Origin of the sequence: Streptomyces cyaneochromogenes, from assembly GCF_003963535.1 — a bacterium.
In the GTDB taxonomy this organism is placed as follows: Bacteria; Actinomycetota; Actinomycetes; order Streptomycetales; family Streptomycetaceae; genus Streptomyces; species Streptomyces shaanxiensis.
On record NZ_CP034539.1, the window covers coordinates 2675382 to 2690811 of the forward strand.

The window sequence follows — 15430 nt, forward strand, 5'->3', positions numbered from 1 at the left end:
CTTGTTAGGGAAGACTCGCAGGGAGGGAGGACGACAGTGGACCTCACCCACTCCGCCGCCGACGAGGCGTTCCGCGCCGAGGCCCGGGCCTGGCTGCGCGCGCATGTGCCGCCCGACCCGCTTCCCTCCCTGGAGACCGAGGCGGGCTTCGCGGCGCACCGGGCCTGGGAGGCCCGGCTCGCCGCCGACCACTGGTCGGTGGTGAACTGGCCGGCGGCGTACGGCGGCCGGGACGCCACGCTCGTGCGGTGGCTGCTGTTCGAGGAGGAGTACTGGGCGGCGGACGCGCCGGGACGCGTCAACCAGAACGGCGTCGGCCTCCTCGCCCCGACCCTCTTCGAGTACGGCACCGAGGAGCAACGCGCGCGCGTGCTGCCGTCCATGGCCACCGGCGAGGTGGTCTGGGCGCAGGCGTGGTCGGAGCCGGAGGCGGGCTCGGATCTGGCCTCGCTGAGGTCGAGGGCGGTTCGCAGGGACGGCGGCTGGCTGCTGTCCGGCCAGAAGACCTGGTCCTCGCGCGCCGCCTTCGCCGACCGCGCGTTCGGCCTGTTCCGCACCGACCCGGACCGGCCCAAGCCCCACCAGGGCCTGACGTACCTGATGTTCGACCTGCGCGCCCCCGGTGTCACAGTCCGCCCCATCGCCCGCCTCGACGGGAAACCCGCGTTCGCCGAGCTGTTCCTGGACGAGGTGTTCGTACCGGACGAGGACGTGATCGGCGAGCCGGGCCAGGGCTGGCGGATCGCGATGTCGACGGCGGGCAACGAACGCGGCCTGATGCTGCGCTCCCCCGGCCGCTTCCTCGCGAGCGCGGATCGCCTGACGCACCTCTGGCACACCCGGGGCAGCCCGCAGAGCACACGGCACCGCGTGGCCGACGCCCTGATCGGCGCCCGGGCGTACCAGCTCTTCACCTATGCCGCCGCCTCCCGCTTCCTGGACGGCGAGTCGATCGGCCCGGAGTCCAGCCTGAACAAGGTCTTCTGGTCGGAGTACGACATCGCGCTGCACGAGACGGCCCTCGATCTCCTGGGCGTCGAGGGCGAGCTGGCCGACACCGACTGGTCCGAGCGCTACGTCTTCTCCCTCGCCGGCCCCATCTACGCGGGCACGAACGAGATCCAGCGCGACATCATCGCCGAGCGGCTGCTCGGCCTGCCGAAGGGGCGACGCTGATGAGGTTCCTCCTCGACGCCGAGCAGCGGGCCTTCGCCGACTCGCTGGACGCGATGCTGACGGCGGCGGACACGCCGTCGGTCGTGCGGGAGTGGAGCCGGGGCGAGCATGCCGGTGGCCGTGCGCTGTGGTCCCGTATCGCGCAGGCCGGAGTCTTCGCGCTGGCCGTTCCCGAGGCTTACGAGGGACTGGGCCCGCGGCCCGTCGAACTCGCCGTCGCCTTCGTGGAGTTGGGGCGGCACGCGGTGCCGGGGCCACTGGTGGAGACGGTCACCGCCGCGGCCCTGCTCGCCGGTCTGCCGGACCCCGGCGCGGCCAAGCGGCTCCTTCCGGCGCTGGCGACGGGCGAGGCGATGGCGACGCTGGCGTGGACGGCGCCGTACGCCCTGGACGGCGACGCGGCCACCACCCACCTCGCGCTGACCCCGCACGGCCTGTACCTCTCCCCCGGCCACGGCCCGGTGCGGCCCTCTCTGGACCCGGCCCGCCGCCTCACGCCCCTCGATCCCGGCGGCGAGCTCCTCAGCCCCGACCCGCCCACCGCGCAGGCCCTCGCCCACGCCCGCCTGACCACCGCCGCCCAGGCCCTCGGCGTGGGCCTCGCGCTGCTCGACAGGACGGTCGCCCACGTCCGGCGGCGGACCCAGTTCGGCGTGCCCATAGGCTCGTTCCAGGCGGTCAAACATCGGCTCGCCGACGCGAAGGTCGCCCTGGAGTTCGCCCGGCCCCTCGTCCTCGGCGCCGCGCTCACCATGGACCCGGCCGACATAGCCGCCGCCAAGGTCACCGCCTGCGAGGCCGCGTACACGACCGCCCGTACTGCACTCCAGGCGCACGGCGCGATCGGCTACACGGCGGAGTACGACCTGTCGCTCTGGCTCACCAAGGCCCGCGCCCTGCGCACCGCCTGGGGCGGCCCGGACGCCTGCAGGGCCGAGGTGCTCGGCGCCGCCCGGCCAGGGCAGGACCGTGTCAGTGGTGATCGCCGCTGGTGACCTCGCGGTACTCCTCCACCGTCGGCTTGGTGATCCGCGAACGAGGCCCGAACATCGCCCGCGCCAGCCGGGCCCGCACCCGCTGGGTCCGGCGGACCCGGCGCCGGACGCCGTTCGCGTCGACGAGCGGACCGACCTCGTACGGCGGATGCTCCTCGTGCTGGGTGAGGGTGAACAGCTGCCCCTGGGAGAGGGGTTCGTGGACCTCGATGAACTTCCCCTGCGGGAGCCGCTTGATGGTGCCCGTCTCCCTGCCGTGCAGCACCTTGGCCCGGTCCCGGCGCTGCAGCCCGAGGCAGATCCGCTTGGTCACCATGTAGGTGACGACCGGCACGACGAAGACCGCGATCCGCACGAACCACGTGATCAGGTTGATGGACAGATGCAGATGCGTGGCCACGATGTCGTTGCCGCCACCGATCAGCAGCACCGCGTACAGACTCAGCCAGGCAGCGCCGAGGCCGGTGCGCACGGGCATGTTGCGCGGCCGGTCGAGGATGTGGTGCTCCCGTTTGTCGCCGGTGATCCACGCCTCGAGGAACGGATACACGCCGAGTGCGAGCAGGATCAGCGGGAAGAGGGAGAAGGGGATGAAGACGCCCGGTTCCAGGGTGTGGCCCCAGGCGTTGATCTCCCATCCCGGCATCACCCGGATCAGACCCTCGGAGAAGCCCAGGTACCAGTCGGGCTGGGCACCCGTGGTCACCAGGTCCGGACGGTAGGGCCCGAACGCCCACACGGGGTTGATGCTGGCGATGCCGCCCATGACCGCCAGCACGCCGAAGACCAGGAAGAAGAAGCCGCCCGCCTTGGCCATGTACACCGGCAGGAAGGGCATGCCGACGACCGTCTTCTGGTCGCGGCCGGGGCCCGGGTACTGCGTGTGCTTGTGGTAGAAGACCAGGATCAGATGGGCGACCACCAGGCCCAGCATGATCCCGGGCAGCAGCAGGATGTGGATCGGATAGAGCCGGGCGATGAAGTCCTCCCCGGGGAACTCCCCGCCGAAGAGGAAGAACGCCACGTACGTCCCGACGATCGGGATCGACAGGATCGCGCCGTGGGCGAACCGCAGGCCGGTGCCGGACAGCAGGTCGTCGGGGAGGGAGTAGCCGGTCAGGCCGGTGATGATGCCGAGCATCAGCAGGGACCAGCCGAACACCCAGTTGATCTCGCGCGGCTTGCGGAAGGCCCCGGTGAAGAACACCCGCATCATGTGCACGAGCATCCCGGTGACGAAGACCAGCGCCGCCCAGTGGTGGATCTGGCGTATGAGCAGCCCGCCGCGCACGTCGAAGCTGATGTCGAGCGTGGACTCGTAGGCCCTGGTCATCAGGACGCCGTTGAGGGGTTCGTAGGTGCCGTTGTAGACGACCTCGTTGGTGCTCGGGTCGAAGAACAGGGTGAGATAGACGCCGGTGAGGATCAGGACGAGAAAGCTGTAGAGGCAGACCTCGCCCAGCATGAAGGACCAGTGGTCCGGAAAGACCTTGCGCATATTGGCCTTGGCCAGCGCATAGATCCCCAGCCGTCCGTCGGCCCAGTCGGCGATCCTCTCGCCCTTCGCGGGCGGGGCGGCCCGCCCGGCCACCGCTTCCTCGTTCCCCGATCGTGCGCCGTCCATACGCCGTCGCCTCCCCGTCGGATCAACCACAGGGTTACACGGCCGTACCGCCCAAGCCAACGGGGCGAGCAACCGGGTGAGCGAGTGCCGCGAGCCCTCCGGGCCGGCGACCGTGCGCCGCTACCCCCGTACGATCCCCTGCGCCCGCGCCGCCACCAGCCACTTCGGGAACTCGCCGACGAGCCGGTCGTACAACTCGGCGTCGGACACCTTCCGCGGCTCCGCGCCGACGTGGAAGAAGCCGGCGTTGTCGACGACCCGCTTGTCCGGGACGGACAGGTCGTCGAGCTTGCGCAGGTAGTCGAACTGCTTGCTTTCCGGGTCGCCGAAGCCGATGAACTGCCAGAACAGCGGGAGGCGGGCCGCCTTGCACAGGTAGCGTTCCGCGGCGAGCTTGTTGATGGGGCCGCCGTCGGTCTGGAAGACGACCAGGGCGGGGTCCGTCGACCCGCTGTCGAGGTAGTGGTCGATGACGGCGTCCATGGCCAGGTGGTAGCTGGTCTTGCCCATGTGCCCGAGGCCGGCCACGATCCGCTCGATGCGCCCCCGGTGGTCGGCCAGCGCGATCTCCGTCTGCGCGTCGACGTCGGTCGAGAAGAACACCACCGGCACGGTCCCGTCGTCGTCGAAGTGCGCCGACAGCCCGAGCACCCGGTCGGCGAGCGCCTGCACGCTGCCGTCCTTGTAGTACGGCTTCATCGAGCCGGAGTAGTCCACGACCAGGTAGACCGCGGCTCGCGCCCCGTCCAGTCCGTGCTTGCGCAGCGACACCCCGGCGGTTTTGTACAGGCTGACCAGCGCGGGCGCGGTCTCCTCGACTTTGCTGAGACTGATCGCTGCCATACTGTCTCCCCCTCGCGCATCCCACTGGGTGCCGAGGTTACGACACCGCGGACCCACCTCTCCCTGTGTCCACAGGTGTTCGCTATTTTGTTCGCCGCCGCCCCCACCGGCTCACCGTTCGTCCAGTCCCCTTCGAGGAGCCGGCTGTGGAGCCCGAGTCCACCCAGTCCGAGTCCAGCCATTCCCAGTCCGCCCAGCCCACGGTCACGACCTGCTATCGCCACCCCAAGGTCGAGTCCCACGTCCGCTGCACCCGCTGCGACCGGTACATCTGCCCGGACTGCATGCGGGAGGCGTCCGTCGGCCACCAGTGCGTGGAGTGCGTGAAGGAGGGCGCGCGGTCGGTGCGGCAGGCCCGGACGCTCGTCGGCGGGCGGATCGCCGCGACGCCGCTCGTGACCTCCGTACTCATCGGGCTCAACGTCCTCGCCTACCTGGCCGAGGTGGTGCGCCCGGAGATCCTGGACCGGTTCTCGATGCTCGGCGCCCGGCTGGCCGGGCCGGACGGCTACTACGTCTACGCGCCCGGGCACCCGTCGGACCTGCACGCCGAGGGCGTGGTCGCCGGAGAGTGGGAACGGCTGCTGACCAGCGGGTTCCTTCACTCGGCGCCGACCGAGGGCACCTTCGGGGTGCTGCACATCGTGATGAACATGCTCACGCTGTGGCAGCTCGGCCGGGTCGTGGAGCCCATGCTGGGCCGGGTCCGGTACCTCGCGCTCTATCTGCTGGCCACGCTGGGCGGTTCGGTGTTCGAGCTGCTGCTCACCGACCCGCACGTGGAGTCGGTCGGCGCGTCGGGAGCGATCTTCGGTCTCGGTGCCGCCTACTACGTCCTCGCCCGCCGCATCGGCGCCGACATGCGCTCCGTCAACCGTTTCATGGCGTTCCTGCTCCTGTGGCTGCTGCTCTCCGCGAGCATCACCTCCTGGCAGGGCCACCTCGGTGGGCTGCTGACGGGGGCCGCGGTCACGTTCGCCTACGCGTACGCCCCGCGCGGGCCACGCCAGGCCCTGATCCAGGCGGCCGCCTGCGTGGGCGTGCTGGTGCTGCTGGCGATGGCCGCGGTCGCCAAGGCCGCGGAGCTGACCGGCGGAGGGATCGCCCAGTGAGACGTATCGGAATCCTGTTCTTCGCCGCCGTCCCGGTCGCCGTCGCGGCGGTCGTCTACTTCCTGATCCCCTCGGAGTCCGCGCAGAGCCCGGCGGAGTCCACCGTCGCGTCCGAGCAGCAGGCCGCCCTTCAGGAGGCCAAGAGCCGCGCCGAGCAGGACCGCGCGTCGGACGACGAGCTGATCGCGAGCCTGCCGAAGGGCCTCGCCGCGCCCGCGAAGAAGGAGCTCGCCCAGCAGCTCGTGTCCAGCGCCGAGAGCTCGACCGTCGACTGGCGCCGCACCTACGGCTACATCGAGGACCTCGGCGACGGCCAGGGCTACACGGCCGGCATCATCGGCTTCTGCACCGGCACCCACGACCTGCTGGACCTGGTCGAGAACTACACCGAGGACCACCCGGACAACGGGCTCGCCCGCTATCTCCCCGCCCTGCGCAAGGTCGACGGCACCGACTCCCACGAGGGCCTGGACCCCGGTTTCACCAAGGCCTGGAAGGCGGAGTCCCGGGTGGCGGCGTTCCGCGAGGCCCAGGACGCCGAACGCGACCGCGTCTACTTCGACCCGGCGGTGCGCCTCGCCAAGCTCGACGGGCTCGGCACGCTGGGCCAGTTCGTGTACTACGACGCGATGGTCTTCCACGGCGCGGGCATCGACGCGGACGGCTTCTACGTCCTGCGCGAGCGCGCCCTGCGCAAGGCGGACTCCCCCTCCGAGGGCGGCGCGGAGACGGCGTACCTGGACGCCTTCCTCGACGTCCGCCGGGCGGCCATGCGGGCGAAGAGGCCGGACACCGACACGACCCGTATCGACACGGCCCAGCGACGGTTCCTGAACAACGGGAACCTCCGGCTGAACACTCCGCTGGTGTGGCAGGTGTACGGGGAGACGTACAAGGTGCCCTAGGGGAGCCCTGGAGGGCGTCTTCCGGACCATGCCTGAGAAAGGCGACGGCGCCTGCCCTTTCGTCCGGTCGGGGACAAGGGGCAGGCGCCGTCAGTGTTCCGTACGCCGTTGTACGGGACGTCTGTTGATCTCCGGATCAGACCATCAGCGAGCGGTCCGTCGGCCGGATCGGGGCCGGCAGGTCGCTCGCGCCGGTCAGGAACCGGTCGGTGCCGCGGGCGGCCGAGCGGCCCTCCGCGATCGCCCACACGATGAGCGACTGGCCGCGGCCCGCGTCACCGGCGACGAACACGCCGGGCACGTTGGTCTGGAAGTCGGCGTCGCGGGCGATGTTGCCGCGCTCGTCGAGCTCCAGGCCGAACTGCTCGACCAGGCCGTTCTCGCGGTCGGTGCCGGTGAAGCCCATCGCCAGCGTGACCAGCTGGGCGGGGATCTTGCGCTCCGTGCCCGGCTTCGGGGTCAGCTTGCCGTCGATGAACTCCACCTCGGTGAGGTGCAGCCACTGGACGTTGCCGTCCTCGTCGCCCTCGAAGTGGGTGGTGGAGACGGAGTAGACCCGCTCGCCGCCCTCCTCGTGCGCGGACGTGACCTTGTACAGCATCGGGAAGGTCGGCCACGGCTGGGAGACCGCGTTCCGCTCGTCGTTCGGGCGGGGCATGATCTCCAGCTGCGTCACCGAGGCCGCGCCCTGGCGGTGGGCGGTGCCCACGCAGTCGGCGCCGGTGTCGCCACCGCCGATGACCACGACGTGCTTGCCCTCGGCGGTGATGGGGGGCGCCACGAAGTCGCCCTCCTGCACCTTGTTCGCCAGCGGCAGGTACTCCATGGCCTGGTGGATGCCCTTGAGCTCGCGGCCGGGGACCGGGAGGTCACGGGCGGTCGTCGCACCGGCGGCGATGACGATCGCGTCGTACCGCTTCTTGAGGTCGGTCGCCTTGAGGTCGCGGCCGATCTCGATACCGGTACGGAAGCGGGTGCCCTCCGCGCGCATCTGCTCGATACGGCGGTTGATGTGCCGCTTCTCCATCTTGAACTCGGGGATGCCGTAGCGGAGCAGGCCGCCGATGCGGTCGGCACGCTCGTAGACGGCGACGGTGTGGCCGGCCCGCGTGAGCTGCTGGGCGGCGGCCAGGCCGGCCGGGCCCGAGCCGATCACGGCGACGGTCTTGCCGGACAGGCGCTCCGGGGCCTGCGGGGCGACGGTGCCCGCGTCCCACGCCTTGTCGATGATCGAGACCTCGACGTTCTTGATGGTGACGGCCGGCTGGTTGATGCCGAGCACACACGCCGACTCACACGGAGCAGGGCACAGACGGCCCGTGAACTCCGGGAAGTTGTTCGTCGCGTGCAGGCGCTCCGACGCCGCCGACCAGTCCTCGCGGTAGGCGTAGTCGTTCCACTCGGGGATCAGGTTCCCCAGCGGACAGCCGTTGTGGCAGAACGGGATGCCGCAGTCCATGCAGCGGCTGGCCTGCTTGCTGATGATCGGCAGCAGGGAGCCGGGGACGTAGACCTCGTTCCAGTCCTTCAGACGCACGTCGACCGGGCGGGACTTGGCGACCTCGCGGCCGTGGTTCAGAAAGCCCTTCGGGTCAGCCATTGATCGCCGCCTCCATCATCTTCTCGGTGATCTCGGTCTCGGACAGACCGGCTCGCTCGGCGGCGTCCTTGGCGGCGAGCACTGCCTTGTACGTGCTGGGGATGATCTTGCTGAAGCGCTCGACGGCGGTCTCCCACTCGGCCAGGAGCTTCTCGGCGACCGTGGAGCCGGTCTCCTCCTGGTGGCGGCGGACCACGTCGTGCAGCCACTGCTTGTCGGTGTCGTCGAGGGCCTCGACGGCGCTGACGTTGCCGACGTTGACGTTGTCGCGGTCGAGGTCGATGACGTACGCGATACCGCCGGACATACCGGCCGCGAAGTTACGTCCCGTCTCGCCCAGGACCACCGCGTGGCCACCGGTCATGTACTCGCAGCCGTGGTCGCCCACGCCCTCGGAGACGACCAGCGCACCGGAGTTGCGGACGCAGAACCGCTCGCCCGTACGACCGCGCAGGAACAGCTCGCCGCCGGTCGCGCCGTAGGCGATGGTGTTGCCCGCGATCGTCGAGTACTCGGCGAGGTGGTCGGCGCCCCGGTCGGGACGGACGACCACACGGCCACCGGACAGACCCTTGCCGACGTAGTCGTTGGCGTCGCCCTCCAGGCGCAGCGTGACACCGCGCGGGAGGAAGGCGCCGAAGGACTGGCCGGCCGAGCCCGTGAAGGTGATGTCGATGGTGTCGTCGGGCAGGCCCGCGCCACCGAACTTCTTCGTCACCTCGTGGCCGAGCATGGTGCCGACCGTGCGGTTGATGTTGCGGACCTTGACCTGGGCGCGCACCGGCTGGGCGTCGGTCGCGGAGTCCGCGGCCAGGGCGTCGGCGGCGAGCTTGATGAGCTCGTTGTCGAGCGCCTTCTCCAGGCCGTGGTCCTGCTCGACCAGCTGGTGACGCACCGCGCCCTCGGGCAGCTCGGGCACGTGGAACAGCGGGGCCAGGTCCAGGCCCTGCGCCTTCCAGTGGTCGACGGCACGCGTGACGTCCAGCGTCTCGGCGTGGCCGACGGCCTCCTCGATGGAGCGGAAGCCCAGCTCGGCGAGGATCTCGCGGACCTCTTCGGCGATGTACTGGAAGAAGTTCACGACGTACTCGGCCTTGCCGGAGAACCGGTCCCTGAGGGTCGGGTTCTGGGTGGCGATGCCGACCGGGCAGGTGTCCAGGTGGCAGACGCGCATCATGACGCAGCCGGAGACGACGAGCGGCGCGGTCGCGAAACCGAACTCCTCGGCGCCGAGGAGCGCGGCGATGACGACGTCACGGCCGGTCTTCAGCTGGCCGTCGGTCTGCACGACGATGCGGTCGCGCAGGCCGTTGAGCAGCAGCGTCTGCTGGGTCTCGGCGAGACCGAGCTCCCAGGGGCCGCCCGCGTGCTTGAGCGAGGTGAGCGGGGAGGCGCCCGTACCGCCGTCGTGGCCGGAGATGAGCACCACGTCCGCGTGCGCCTTGGAGACACCCGCGGCGACCGTGCCGACGCCGACCTCGGAGACCAGCTTTACGTGAATCCGCGCCTGCGGGTTCGCGTTCTTGAGGTCGTGGATCAGCTGGGCCAGGTCCTCGATGGAGTAGATGTCGTGGTGCGGCGGCGGGGAGATCAGGCCCACGCCCGGCGTCGAGTGACGCGTCTTGGCGACCCACGGGTAGACCTTGTGGCCGGGCAGCTGGCCGCCCTCGCCGGGCTTGGCGCCCTGGGCCATCTTGATCTGGATGTCGTCGGCGTTGACCAGGTACTCGGACGTGACGCCGAAGCGGCCGGAGGCGACCTGCTTGATCGACGAGCGCCGCGCCGGGTCGTACAGACGGTCCGGGTCCTCGCCGCCCTCACCGGTGTTGGACTTGCCGCCCAGCTGGTTCATGGCGATGGCGAGGGTCTCGTGCGCCTCCTTGGAGATGGAGCCGTACGACATGGCGCCGGTGGAGAAGCGCTTGACGATCTCGCTGGCCGGCTCGACCTCGTCGATGGGGATCGAGGGACGGTCGGACTTGAAGCCGAACAGGCCGCGCAGCGTCATCAGGCGCTCGGACTGCTCGTTCACCCTGTCCGTGTACTGCTTGAAGACGTCGTAGCGACCGGTGCGCGTGGAGTGCTGGAGGCGGAAGACCGTCTCCGGGTCGAACAGATGCGGCTCGCCCTCGCGACGCCACTGGTACTCGCCGCCGATCTCCAGCGCGCGGTGCGCCGGGGCGATGCCCGAGGCGGGGTAGGCCTTGGCGTGGCGGGCGGCGACCTCCTTGGCGATGACGTCGATGCCGACGCCGCCGATCTTGGTGGCCGTGCCGTTGAAGTACTTCTCCACGAAGGCGTCTTCGAGACCGACGGCCTCGAAGACCTGGGCGCCGCGGTAGGAGGCGACCGTGGAGATGCCCATCTTGGACATGACCTTCAGCACGCCCTTGCCGAGGGCGTAGATCAGGTTGCGGATGGCCTGCTCGGCCTCTATGCCCGACAGGAAGGTGCCGGCGCGGACCAGGTCCTCGACGGACTCCATCGCCAGGTACGGGTTGACCGCGGCGGCGCCGTAGCCGATGAGCAGGGCGACGTGGTGGACCTCGCGGACGTCACCGGCCTCGACCAGCAGGCCCACGTGGGTGCGCTGCTTGGTGCGGATGAGGTGGTGGTGGACGGCCGCGGTGAGCAGCAGCGACGGGATCGGCGCGTGCTCGGCGTCCGAGTGGCGGTCCGACAGGACGATCAGCCGGGCGCCGTTGTCGATGGCGGCGTCGGCCTCGGCGCAGATCTCCTCTATGCGCGCGGCCAGGGCGTCGCCGCCGCCGTGCACCCGGTACAGACCGGAGAGGGTCGCGGCCTTGAAGCCGGGCATGTCGCCGTCGGCGTTGATGTGGATGAGCTTGGCCAGCTCGTCGTTGTCGATCACCGGGAAGGGCAGGGTGACGCTACGACACGAAGCGGCCGTCGGCTCCAGCAGGTTGCCCTGCGGGCCCAGCGAGGAGCGCAGCGAGGTGACGAGCTCCTCGCGGATCGCGTCCAGCGGCGGGTTGGTGACCTGCGCGAACAGCTGGGTGAAGTAGTCGAAGAGCAGACGCGGGCGCTCGCTCAGCGCGGCGATCGGCGAGTCGGTGCCCATCGAACCGATCGGCTCGGCACCGGCCTTGGCCATCGGCGCGAGGATGACGCGCAGTTCCTCCTCGGTGTAACCGAAGGTCTGCTGTCGGCGGGTGACCGAGGCGTGCGTGTGCACGATGTGCTCGCGCTCGGGCAGGTCGGACAGCTCGATCTCGCCGGCCTCCAGCCACTCCGCGTAGGGGGCCTCGGCGGCGAGCTGCGCCTTGATCTCGTCGTCCTCGATGATGCGGTGCTCGACGGTGTCGACGAGGAACATCCGGCCGGGCTGCAGACGGCCCTTGCGGACGACCTTGGCGGGGTCGATGTCGAGGACGCCGACCTCGGAGCCGAGGACGACGAGGCCGTCGTCGGTGACCCAGTAGCGGCCGGGGCGCAGACCGTTGCGGTCGAGGACGGCGCCGACCTGGGTGCCGTCGGTGAAGGTGACACAGGCCGGGCCGTCCCAGGGCTCCATCATCGTGGAGTGGTACTGGTAGAACGCGCGCCGGGCCGGGTCCATGGAGTCGTGGTTCTCCCACGCCTCCGGGATCATCATCAGCACGGAGTGGGGCAGGGAGCGGCCACCGAGGTGGAGCAGCTCCAGCACCTCGTCGAAGGAGGCCGAGTCGGAGGCGTCCGGCGTACACACCGGGAAGATGCGCTCCAGAGCCTTGTCCTCGCTGCCGCCGTGTCCATGGCCGGCAGAGCCGAACAAGTCGGAGACGAGCTGCGACTCGCGGGCGACCATCCAGTTGCGGTTGCCCTTGACGGTGTTGATCTCACCGTTGTGCGCGACGAAGCGGTACGGGTGCGCGAGGGGCCACGACGGGAAGGTGTTCGTGGAGAACCGGGAGTGCACGAGCGCGATCGCGGAGCCGAACCGGCGGTCGGACAGGTCCGGGAAGAAGGGCTCCAGCTGGCCGGTGGTCAGCATGCCCTTGTAAACGATGGTCCGGGCCGAGAGCGACGCGAAGTAGACACCGACCTCGCGCTCGGCGCGCTTGCGCAGCACGAAGGCCTTGCGGTCGAGGGCGATACCCGTGACGGAGGCGGCGGAACCGTCGGCGACGAAGATCTGCCGGAAGGCCGGCATGGTCGACCGGGCGGTGGCACCCAGCAGCTCGGGCGCGACCGGAACCTCACGCCAGCCGAGGACCGTCAGGCCCTCCTCGCCGGCGATCGTCTCAATCCGTGAGACGGCCTCGGCCGTCCCCTCCTCCGGCAGGAAGGCGTTACCGACGGCGTAGGCACCGGCCGCGGGCAGTTCGAATCCGGCCACCTCGCGGAAGAACGCGTCGGGCACCTGAGAAAGGATTCCGGCACCGTCGCCGGAGTCGGGCTCGGAGCCGGTGGCACCGCGGTGCTCAAGGTTGCGCAGGACCGTCAGGGCCTGCTCGACCAGGGTGTGGGACGCCTCGCCGGTGAGGGTGGCGACGAAACCGACGCCGCACGCGTCGCGTTCGTTGCGGGGGTCGTACATACCCTGCGCAGCAGGGCGAGCATCCATGAACGACCAGTTCTGGCCATTCGCGGAGTGCTGGGACGGCTGGCGCGGCGTACGCATCGGCTCTCCCGTCGTCGTCATGTGGCATATGCAGATTGCCGAGGGACGACGTTGGCCCTCTGCGTGAGTGCAAAATTTCGTGCAGGTTACATGATGGAGCGGTTCTCGGGAACCGGGATAACCCGTTCCAACATGCGGACGCCGCGGTCGCGGCGGTGGTACCGCGCGGCGGCGGAAAGTATGGGGGGACGCGACGGAACAAGATCGGTCAGATCGGCGTCCATCGGTCCGGCGGCGAGGCGGGCGTCGTCGTCCACCCCGCGAGTGCGCCCCAGGCGTCATTGCCCACAGCGCTTACGGCTCATGCCCGGTGGTCATGCATCCGAAACCAGCGAGTAACGGCTACTTATGCGGCCCAACGCATAAGTTCCAGCCGAGCTATCCTACGGCGATCCCGAACACACTGCCCAGGGCGTACGTCACACCGGCCGCGGCACCACCGAGCGCGAGCTGCCGCAGCCCGCTGAACCACCAGGTACGTGCGGTCACCTTGGCCACGACGGCACCACACAGGAACAGGCCGAAGAGCGCGAGCAGCACGGCCGGCCACAGCGCGGTGGCGCCGAGCAGATAAGGCAGTACGGGCAGCAGGGCGCCCAGCGCGAACGACCCGAAGGACGAGACGGCCGCGACCAGCGGCGACGGCAGATCGCCGGGATCGATGCCGAGCTCCTCCCGGGCGTGAATCTCCAGAGCCACCTCGGGATCACGGGAGAGCTGCCCGGCCACGGCCCGCGCGAGCTTCGGCTCGACGCCCCGGGACTCATAGAGAGCCGCGAGCTCGGCCTCCTCGTCCTCGGGGTGCTTTCTCAGCTCCCGCCGCTCGACCTCCAGCTCGGCCTCGACGAGCTCGCGCTGCGAGGCGACGGAGGTGTACTCACCGGCGGCCATGGAGAAGGCGCCGGCGGCAAGCCCGGCGAGTCCGCTCAACACGACGACCTGATGACTGACCGCCCCGCCCGCGACACCGGTCATCAGGGCGAGATTGGAGACGAGCCCGTCCATCGCCCCGAAGACGGCCGGGCGCAACCACCCTCCGTTCACATCACGGTGCGTGTGGTTGTCACGGTGCGCCTCGTGGAGCGGCGCTTCGATCTCGATGATGGCCATGGGGTCCCCCAACTACTCAGGCAAGGCTGCCTTTAGACACGTTCTATTCTTCGACAACACCAAATCTACGCCCGGAAATTCCACCTCGCCAGCAAGGAAAGGCTGGGCTAACCTGCCGTTTTGCCTTAGAACGCTCATTCGTGTAGGTAGCCGCACAGATGTCGACCGGGTGACTCTGAGGCCTGTGAGGCTCGGGTCAACCGCCGACGGTGGGACATATCCGTAAAGGGCTCCGCGCCCTGGGCGGAGCCCCCGGAGGAAGGCCGCGTATGGCATCGATCGCCTGCAACCCTTCGGTTCCGGCGCCCGGGGACGCCGCCGAACTCCGCGAACGGGCCCGCGGCGCCCTGCTCGGCCTGGCGGTCGGCGACGCGTTGGGCGCCCCGGCGGAGAACATGAAACCCTCCGAGATCCGGGCCCGCTGGGGCCGCGTCACGGGCTTCGTCACCGACAACCCCTCCGGCACGGACGACACCGAGTACGCGATCTTCTCGGGTCTCCTCCTCGCCCGCCACGGCTCGGCCCTCACCCCGGCCCATGTGGAGACGGCCTGGCACGAGTGGATCGCGGACCGGGCGGAGGGTCCCTTCCGGGGCGCGGGCTTCAGCGAACGCGGCACGCTGGAGAACCTCCGCCGGGGCCTGGCCGCCCCCATCTCCGCCCAGCACCGGCACGCCTGGAGCGACGGTCTCGCCATGCGGGCGGCCCCCTTCGGCGTCTTCGCGGCGGGCCGCCCGGCGGAGGCGGCCCGCCTGGTGGCGATCGACGGGTCGGTGAGCCATGACGGCGAGGGCATCTACGGCGGCCAGGCGGTGGCGGCGGGTGTGGCGGCGGCGATGGCGGGCGCGCCGACGATCGCGGTGGTCGCCTCGGCCCTGGCGGTGGTCCCGGACGACTCCTGGACGGCCCGCTCCCTGCGCCGCGCCGTCGCGGTGGCCCACCGAGGCGAACGCGCGGTCCGCTCCGCGGTCGTCATCGGCGGCTACCCCTGGACCGACCTGGCCCCCGAGGCGGTCGCACTGGCCTTCGGGGCGTACGCGGCGGCGGACGGCGACTTCGTCCAGGCGGTACTGACGGCGGTGAACATGGGCCGGGACGCGGACACGACGGCTGCGGTGGCGGGGTCGCTGGCGGGCGCGACACAGGGGGAATCCGCGATCCCGACCGAGTGGGCGGCGGCGATCGGCCCGGCCCGGGGGAGCTGTCTGCCCTCGATGGCCGGGCACCACGTCCTGGATGTCGCGGAGTTGCTGACGCCCGGGGAAGGCGGGAAGTGGGGACCGGGGGGACGCGCACCGAGTGAGCTACCGGTACGGGGAGAGGCTCCCGTCCCCCACTCCTTCGCCCTGCTCACAGATGCCGAGACGGAGGCCCGCCCGTGACACCGCCCAGCCCGTGGGACGAGGGGACACACCCGACCGAGGAACCAGCGACGGCCGAG

11 protein-coding genes are annotated in these 15430 nt (G+C 70.4%); 5 read left to right on the forward strand and 6 right to left on the reverse strand.

The features are described 5' to 3' along the window. The first annotated feature begins 36 nt into the window (after positions 1-36). Both EJ357_RS11890 and EJ357_RS11895 read left to right on the forward strand, forming a co-directional pair. The gene (locus EJ357_RS11890) at positions 37-1176 is read left to right on the forward strand and encodes an acyl-CoA dehydrogenase family protein (RefSeq protein WP_126391361.1); all 1140 of its coding nucleotides are present in this window, start codon (positions 37-39) and stop codon (positions 1174-1176) included. Beyond that, on the forward strand, positions 1176-2171 hold the full coding sequence (locus tag EJ357_RS11895) for an acyl-CoA dehydrogenase family protein (protein WP_126391363.1): 996 nt from the start codon (positions 1176-1178) through the stop codon (positions 2169-2171). Before EJ357_RS11890 ends, EJ357_RS11895 begins: the two co-directional genes overlap by 1 nt. On the opposite strand, the gene qcrB is transcribed toward EJ357_RS11895, so the two are convergent. After that, positions 2149-3795, reverse strand: a complete 1647-nt coding sequence (qcrB, locus tag EJ357_RS11900; RefSeq protein WP_126391365.1) for a cytochrome bc1 complex cytochrome b subunit — start codon at positions 3793-3795, stop codon at positions 2149-2151. The two genes, EJ357_RS11895 and qcrB, sit on opposite strands and share 23 nt — an antisense overlap. A gap of 120 nt (positions 3796-3915) precedes the next feature. After that, a complete protein-coding gene (locus EJ357_RS11905; RefSeq protein ID WP_126391367.1) occupies positions 3916-4638 on the reverse strand; it encodes a vWA domain-containing protein in 723 nt (240 codons plus the stop codon). A 146-nt stretch (positions 4639-4784) separates the two neighbouring features. Here EJ357_RS11905 and EJ357_RS11910 point away from each other — a divergent pair, with 146 nt between their 5' ends. Next, the gene (locus EJ357_RS11910; protein ID WP_228473029.1) at positions 4785-5750 is read left to right on the forward strand and encodes a rhomboid family intramembrane serine protease; all 966 of its coding nucleotides are present in this window, start codon (positions 4785-4787) and stop codon (positions 5748-5750) included. Then, positions 5747-6655, forward strand: coding sequence for a chitosanase (locus EJ357_RS11915; protein WP_126391369.1), 909 nt, complete (start codon positions 5747-5749; stop codon positions 6653-6655). Before EJ357_RS11910 ends, EJ357_RS11915 begins: the two co-directional genes overlap by 4 nt. Positions 6656-6791: 136 nt before the next feature. Here EJ357_RS11915 and EJ357_RS11920 read toward each other — a convergent pair whose 3' ends face one another. The 4 genes from EJ357_RS11920 to EJ357_RS11930 all read right to left on the reverse strand — a co-directional run bounded on the left by EJ357_RS11920 (position 6792) and on the right by EJ357_RS11930 (position 13989). Continuing rightward, positions 6792-8255: a glutamate synthase subunit beta gene (locus EJ357_RS11920; protein WP_126391371.1), complete on the reverse strand. Its 1464-nt coding sequence runs from the start codon at positions 8253-8255 to the stop codon at positions 6792-6794. Beyond that, a complete protein-coding gene (gltB, locus tag EJ357_RS11925) occupies positions 8248-12879 on the reverse strand; it encodes a glutamate synthase large subunit (RefSeq protein WP_126391373.1) in 4632 nt (1543 codons plus the stop codon). Before gltB ends, EJ357_RS11920 begins: the two co-directional genes overlap by 8 nt. 86 nt (positions 12880-12965) lie before the next feature. Beyond that, entirely contained in the window at positions 12966-13136 is a 171-nt protein-coding gene (locus EJ357_RS48220) for a hypothetical protein (protein WP_175647373.1), read from the reverse strand. Positions 13137-13257: 121 nt separating this feature from the next. After that, a complete protein-coding gene (locus EJ357_RS11930) occupies positions 13258-13989 on the reverse strand; it encodes a VIT1/CCC1 transporter family protein (protein WP_126391375.1) in 732 nt (243 codons plus the stop codon). 269 nt (positions 13990-14258) lie between these two features. On the opposite strand from EJ357_RS11930, the gene EJ357_RS11935 reads away from it, so the two are divergent. Beyond that, a complete protein-coding gene (locus EJ357_RS11935) occupies positions 14259-15371 on the forward strand; it encodes an ADP-ribosylglycohydrolase family protein (RefSeq protein ID WP_126391377.1) in 1113 nt (370 codons plus the stop codon). Positions 15372-15430 lie beyond the last annotated feature (59 nt).

Bases quoted from the DNA above. Each gene is read 5' to 3' on its own strand.
- EJ357_RS11895 (WP_126391363.1), top strand. From the start codon at position 1,176: ATGAGGTTCCTCCTCGACGCCGAGCAGCGGGCCTTCGCCGACTCGCTG.
- qcrB (WP_126391365.1), bottom strand. From the start codon at position 3,795: ATGGACGGCGCACGATCGGGGAACGAGGAAGCGGTGGCCGGGCGGGCC.
- EJ357_RS11905 (WP_126391367.1), bottom strand. From the start codon at position 4,638: ATGGCAGCGATCAGTCTCAGCAAAGTCGAGGAGACCGCGCCCGCGCTG.
- EJ357_RS11920 (WP_126391371.1), bottom strand. From the start codon at position 8,255: ATGGCTGACCCGAAGGGCTTTCTGAACCACGGCCGCGAGGTCGCCAAG.
- gltB (WP_126391373.1), bottom strand. From the start codon at position 12,879: ATGCGTACGCCGCGCCAGCCGTCCCAGCACTCCGCGAATGGCCAGAAC.
- EJ357_RS11930 (WP_126391375.1), bottom strand. From the start codon at position 13,989: ATGGCCATCATCGAGATCGAAGCGCCGCTCCACGAGGCGCACCGTGAC.
- EJ357_RS11935 (WP_126391377.1), top strand. From the start codon at position 14,259: ATGGCATCGATCGCCTGCAACCCTTCGGTTCCGGCGCCCGGGGACGCC.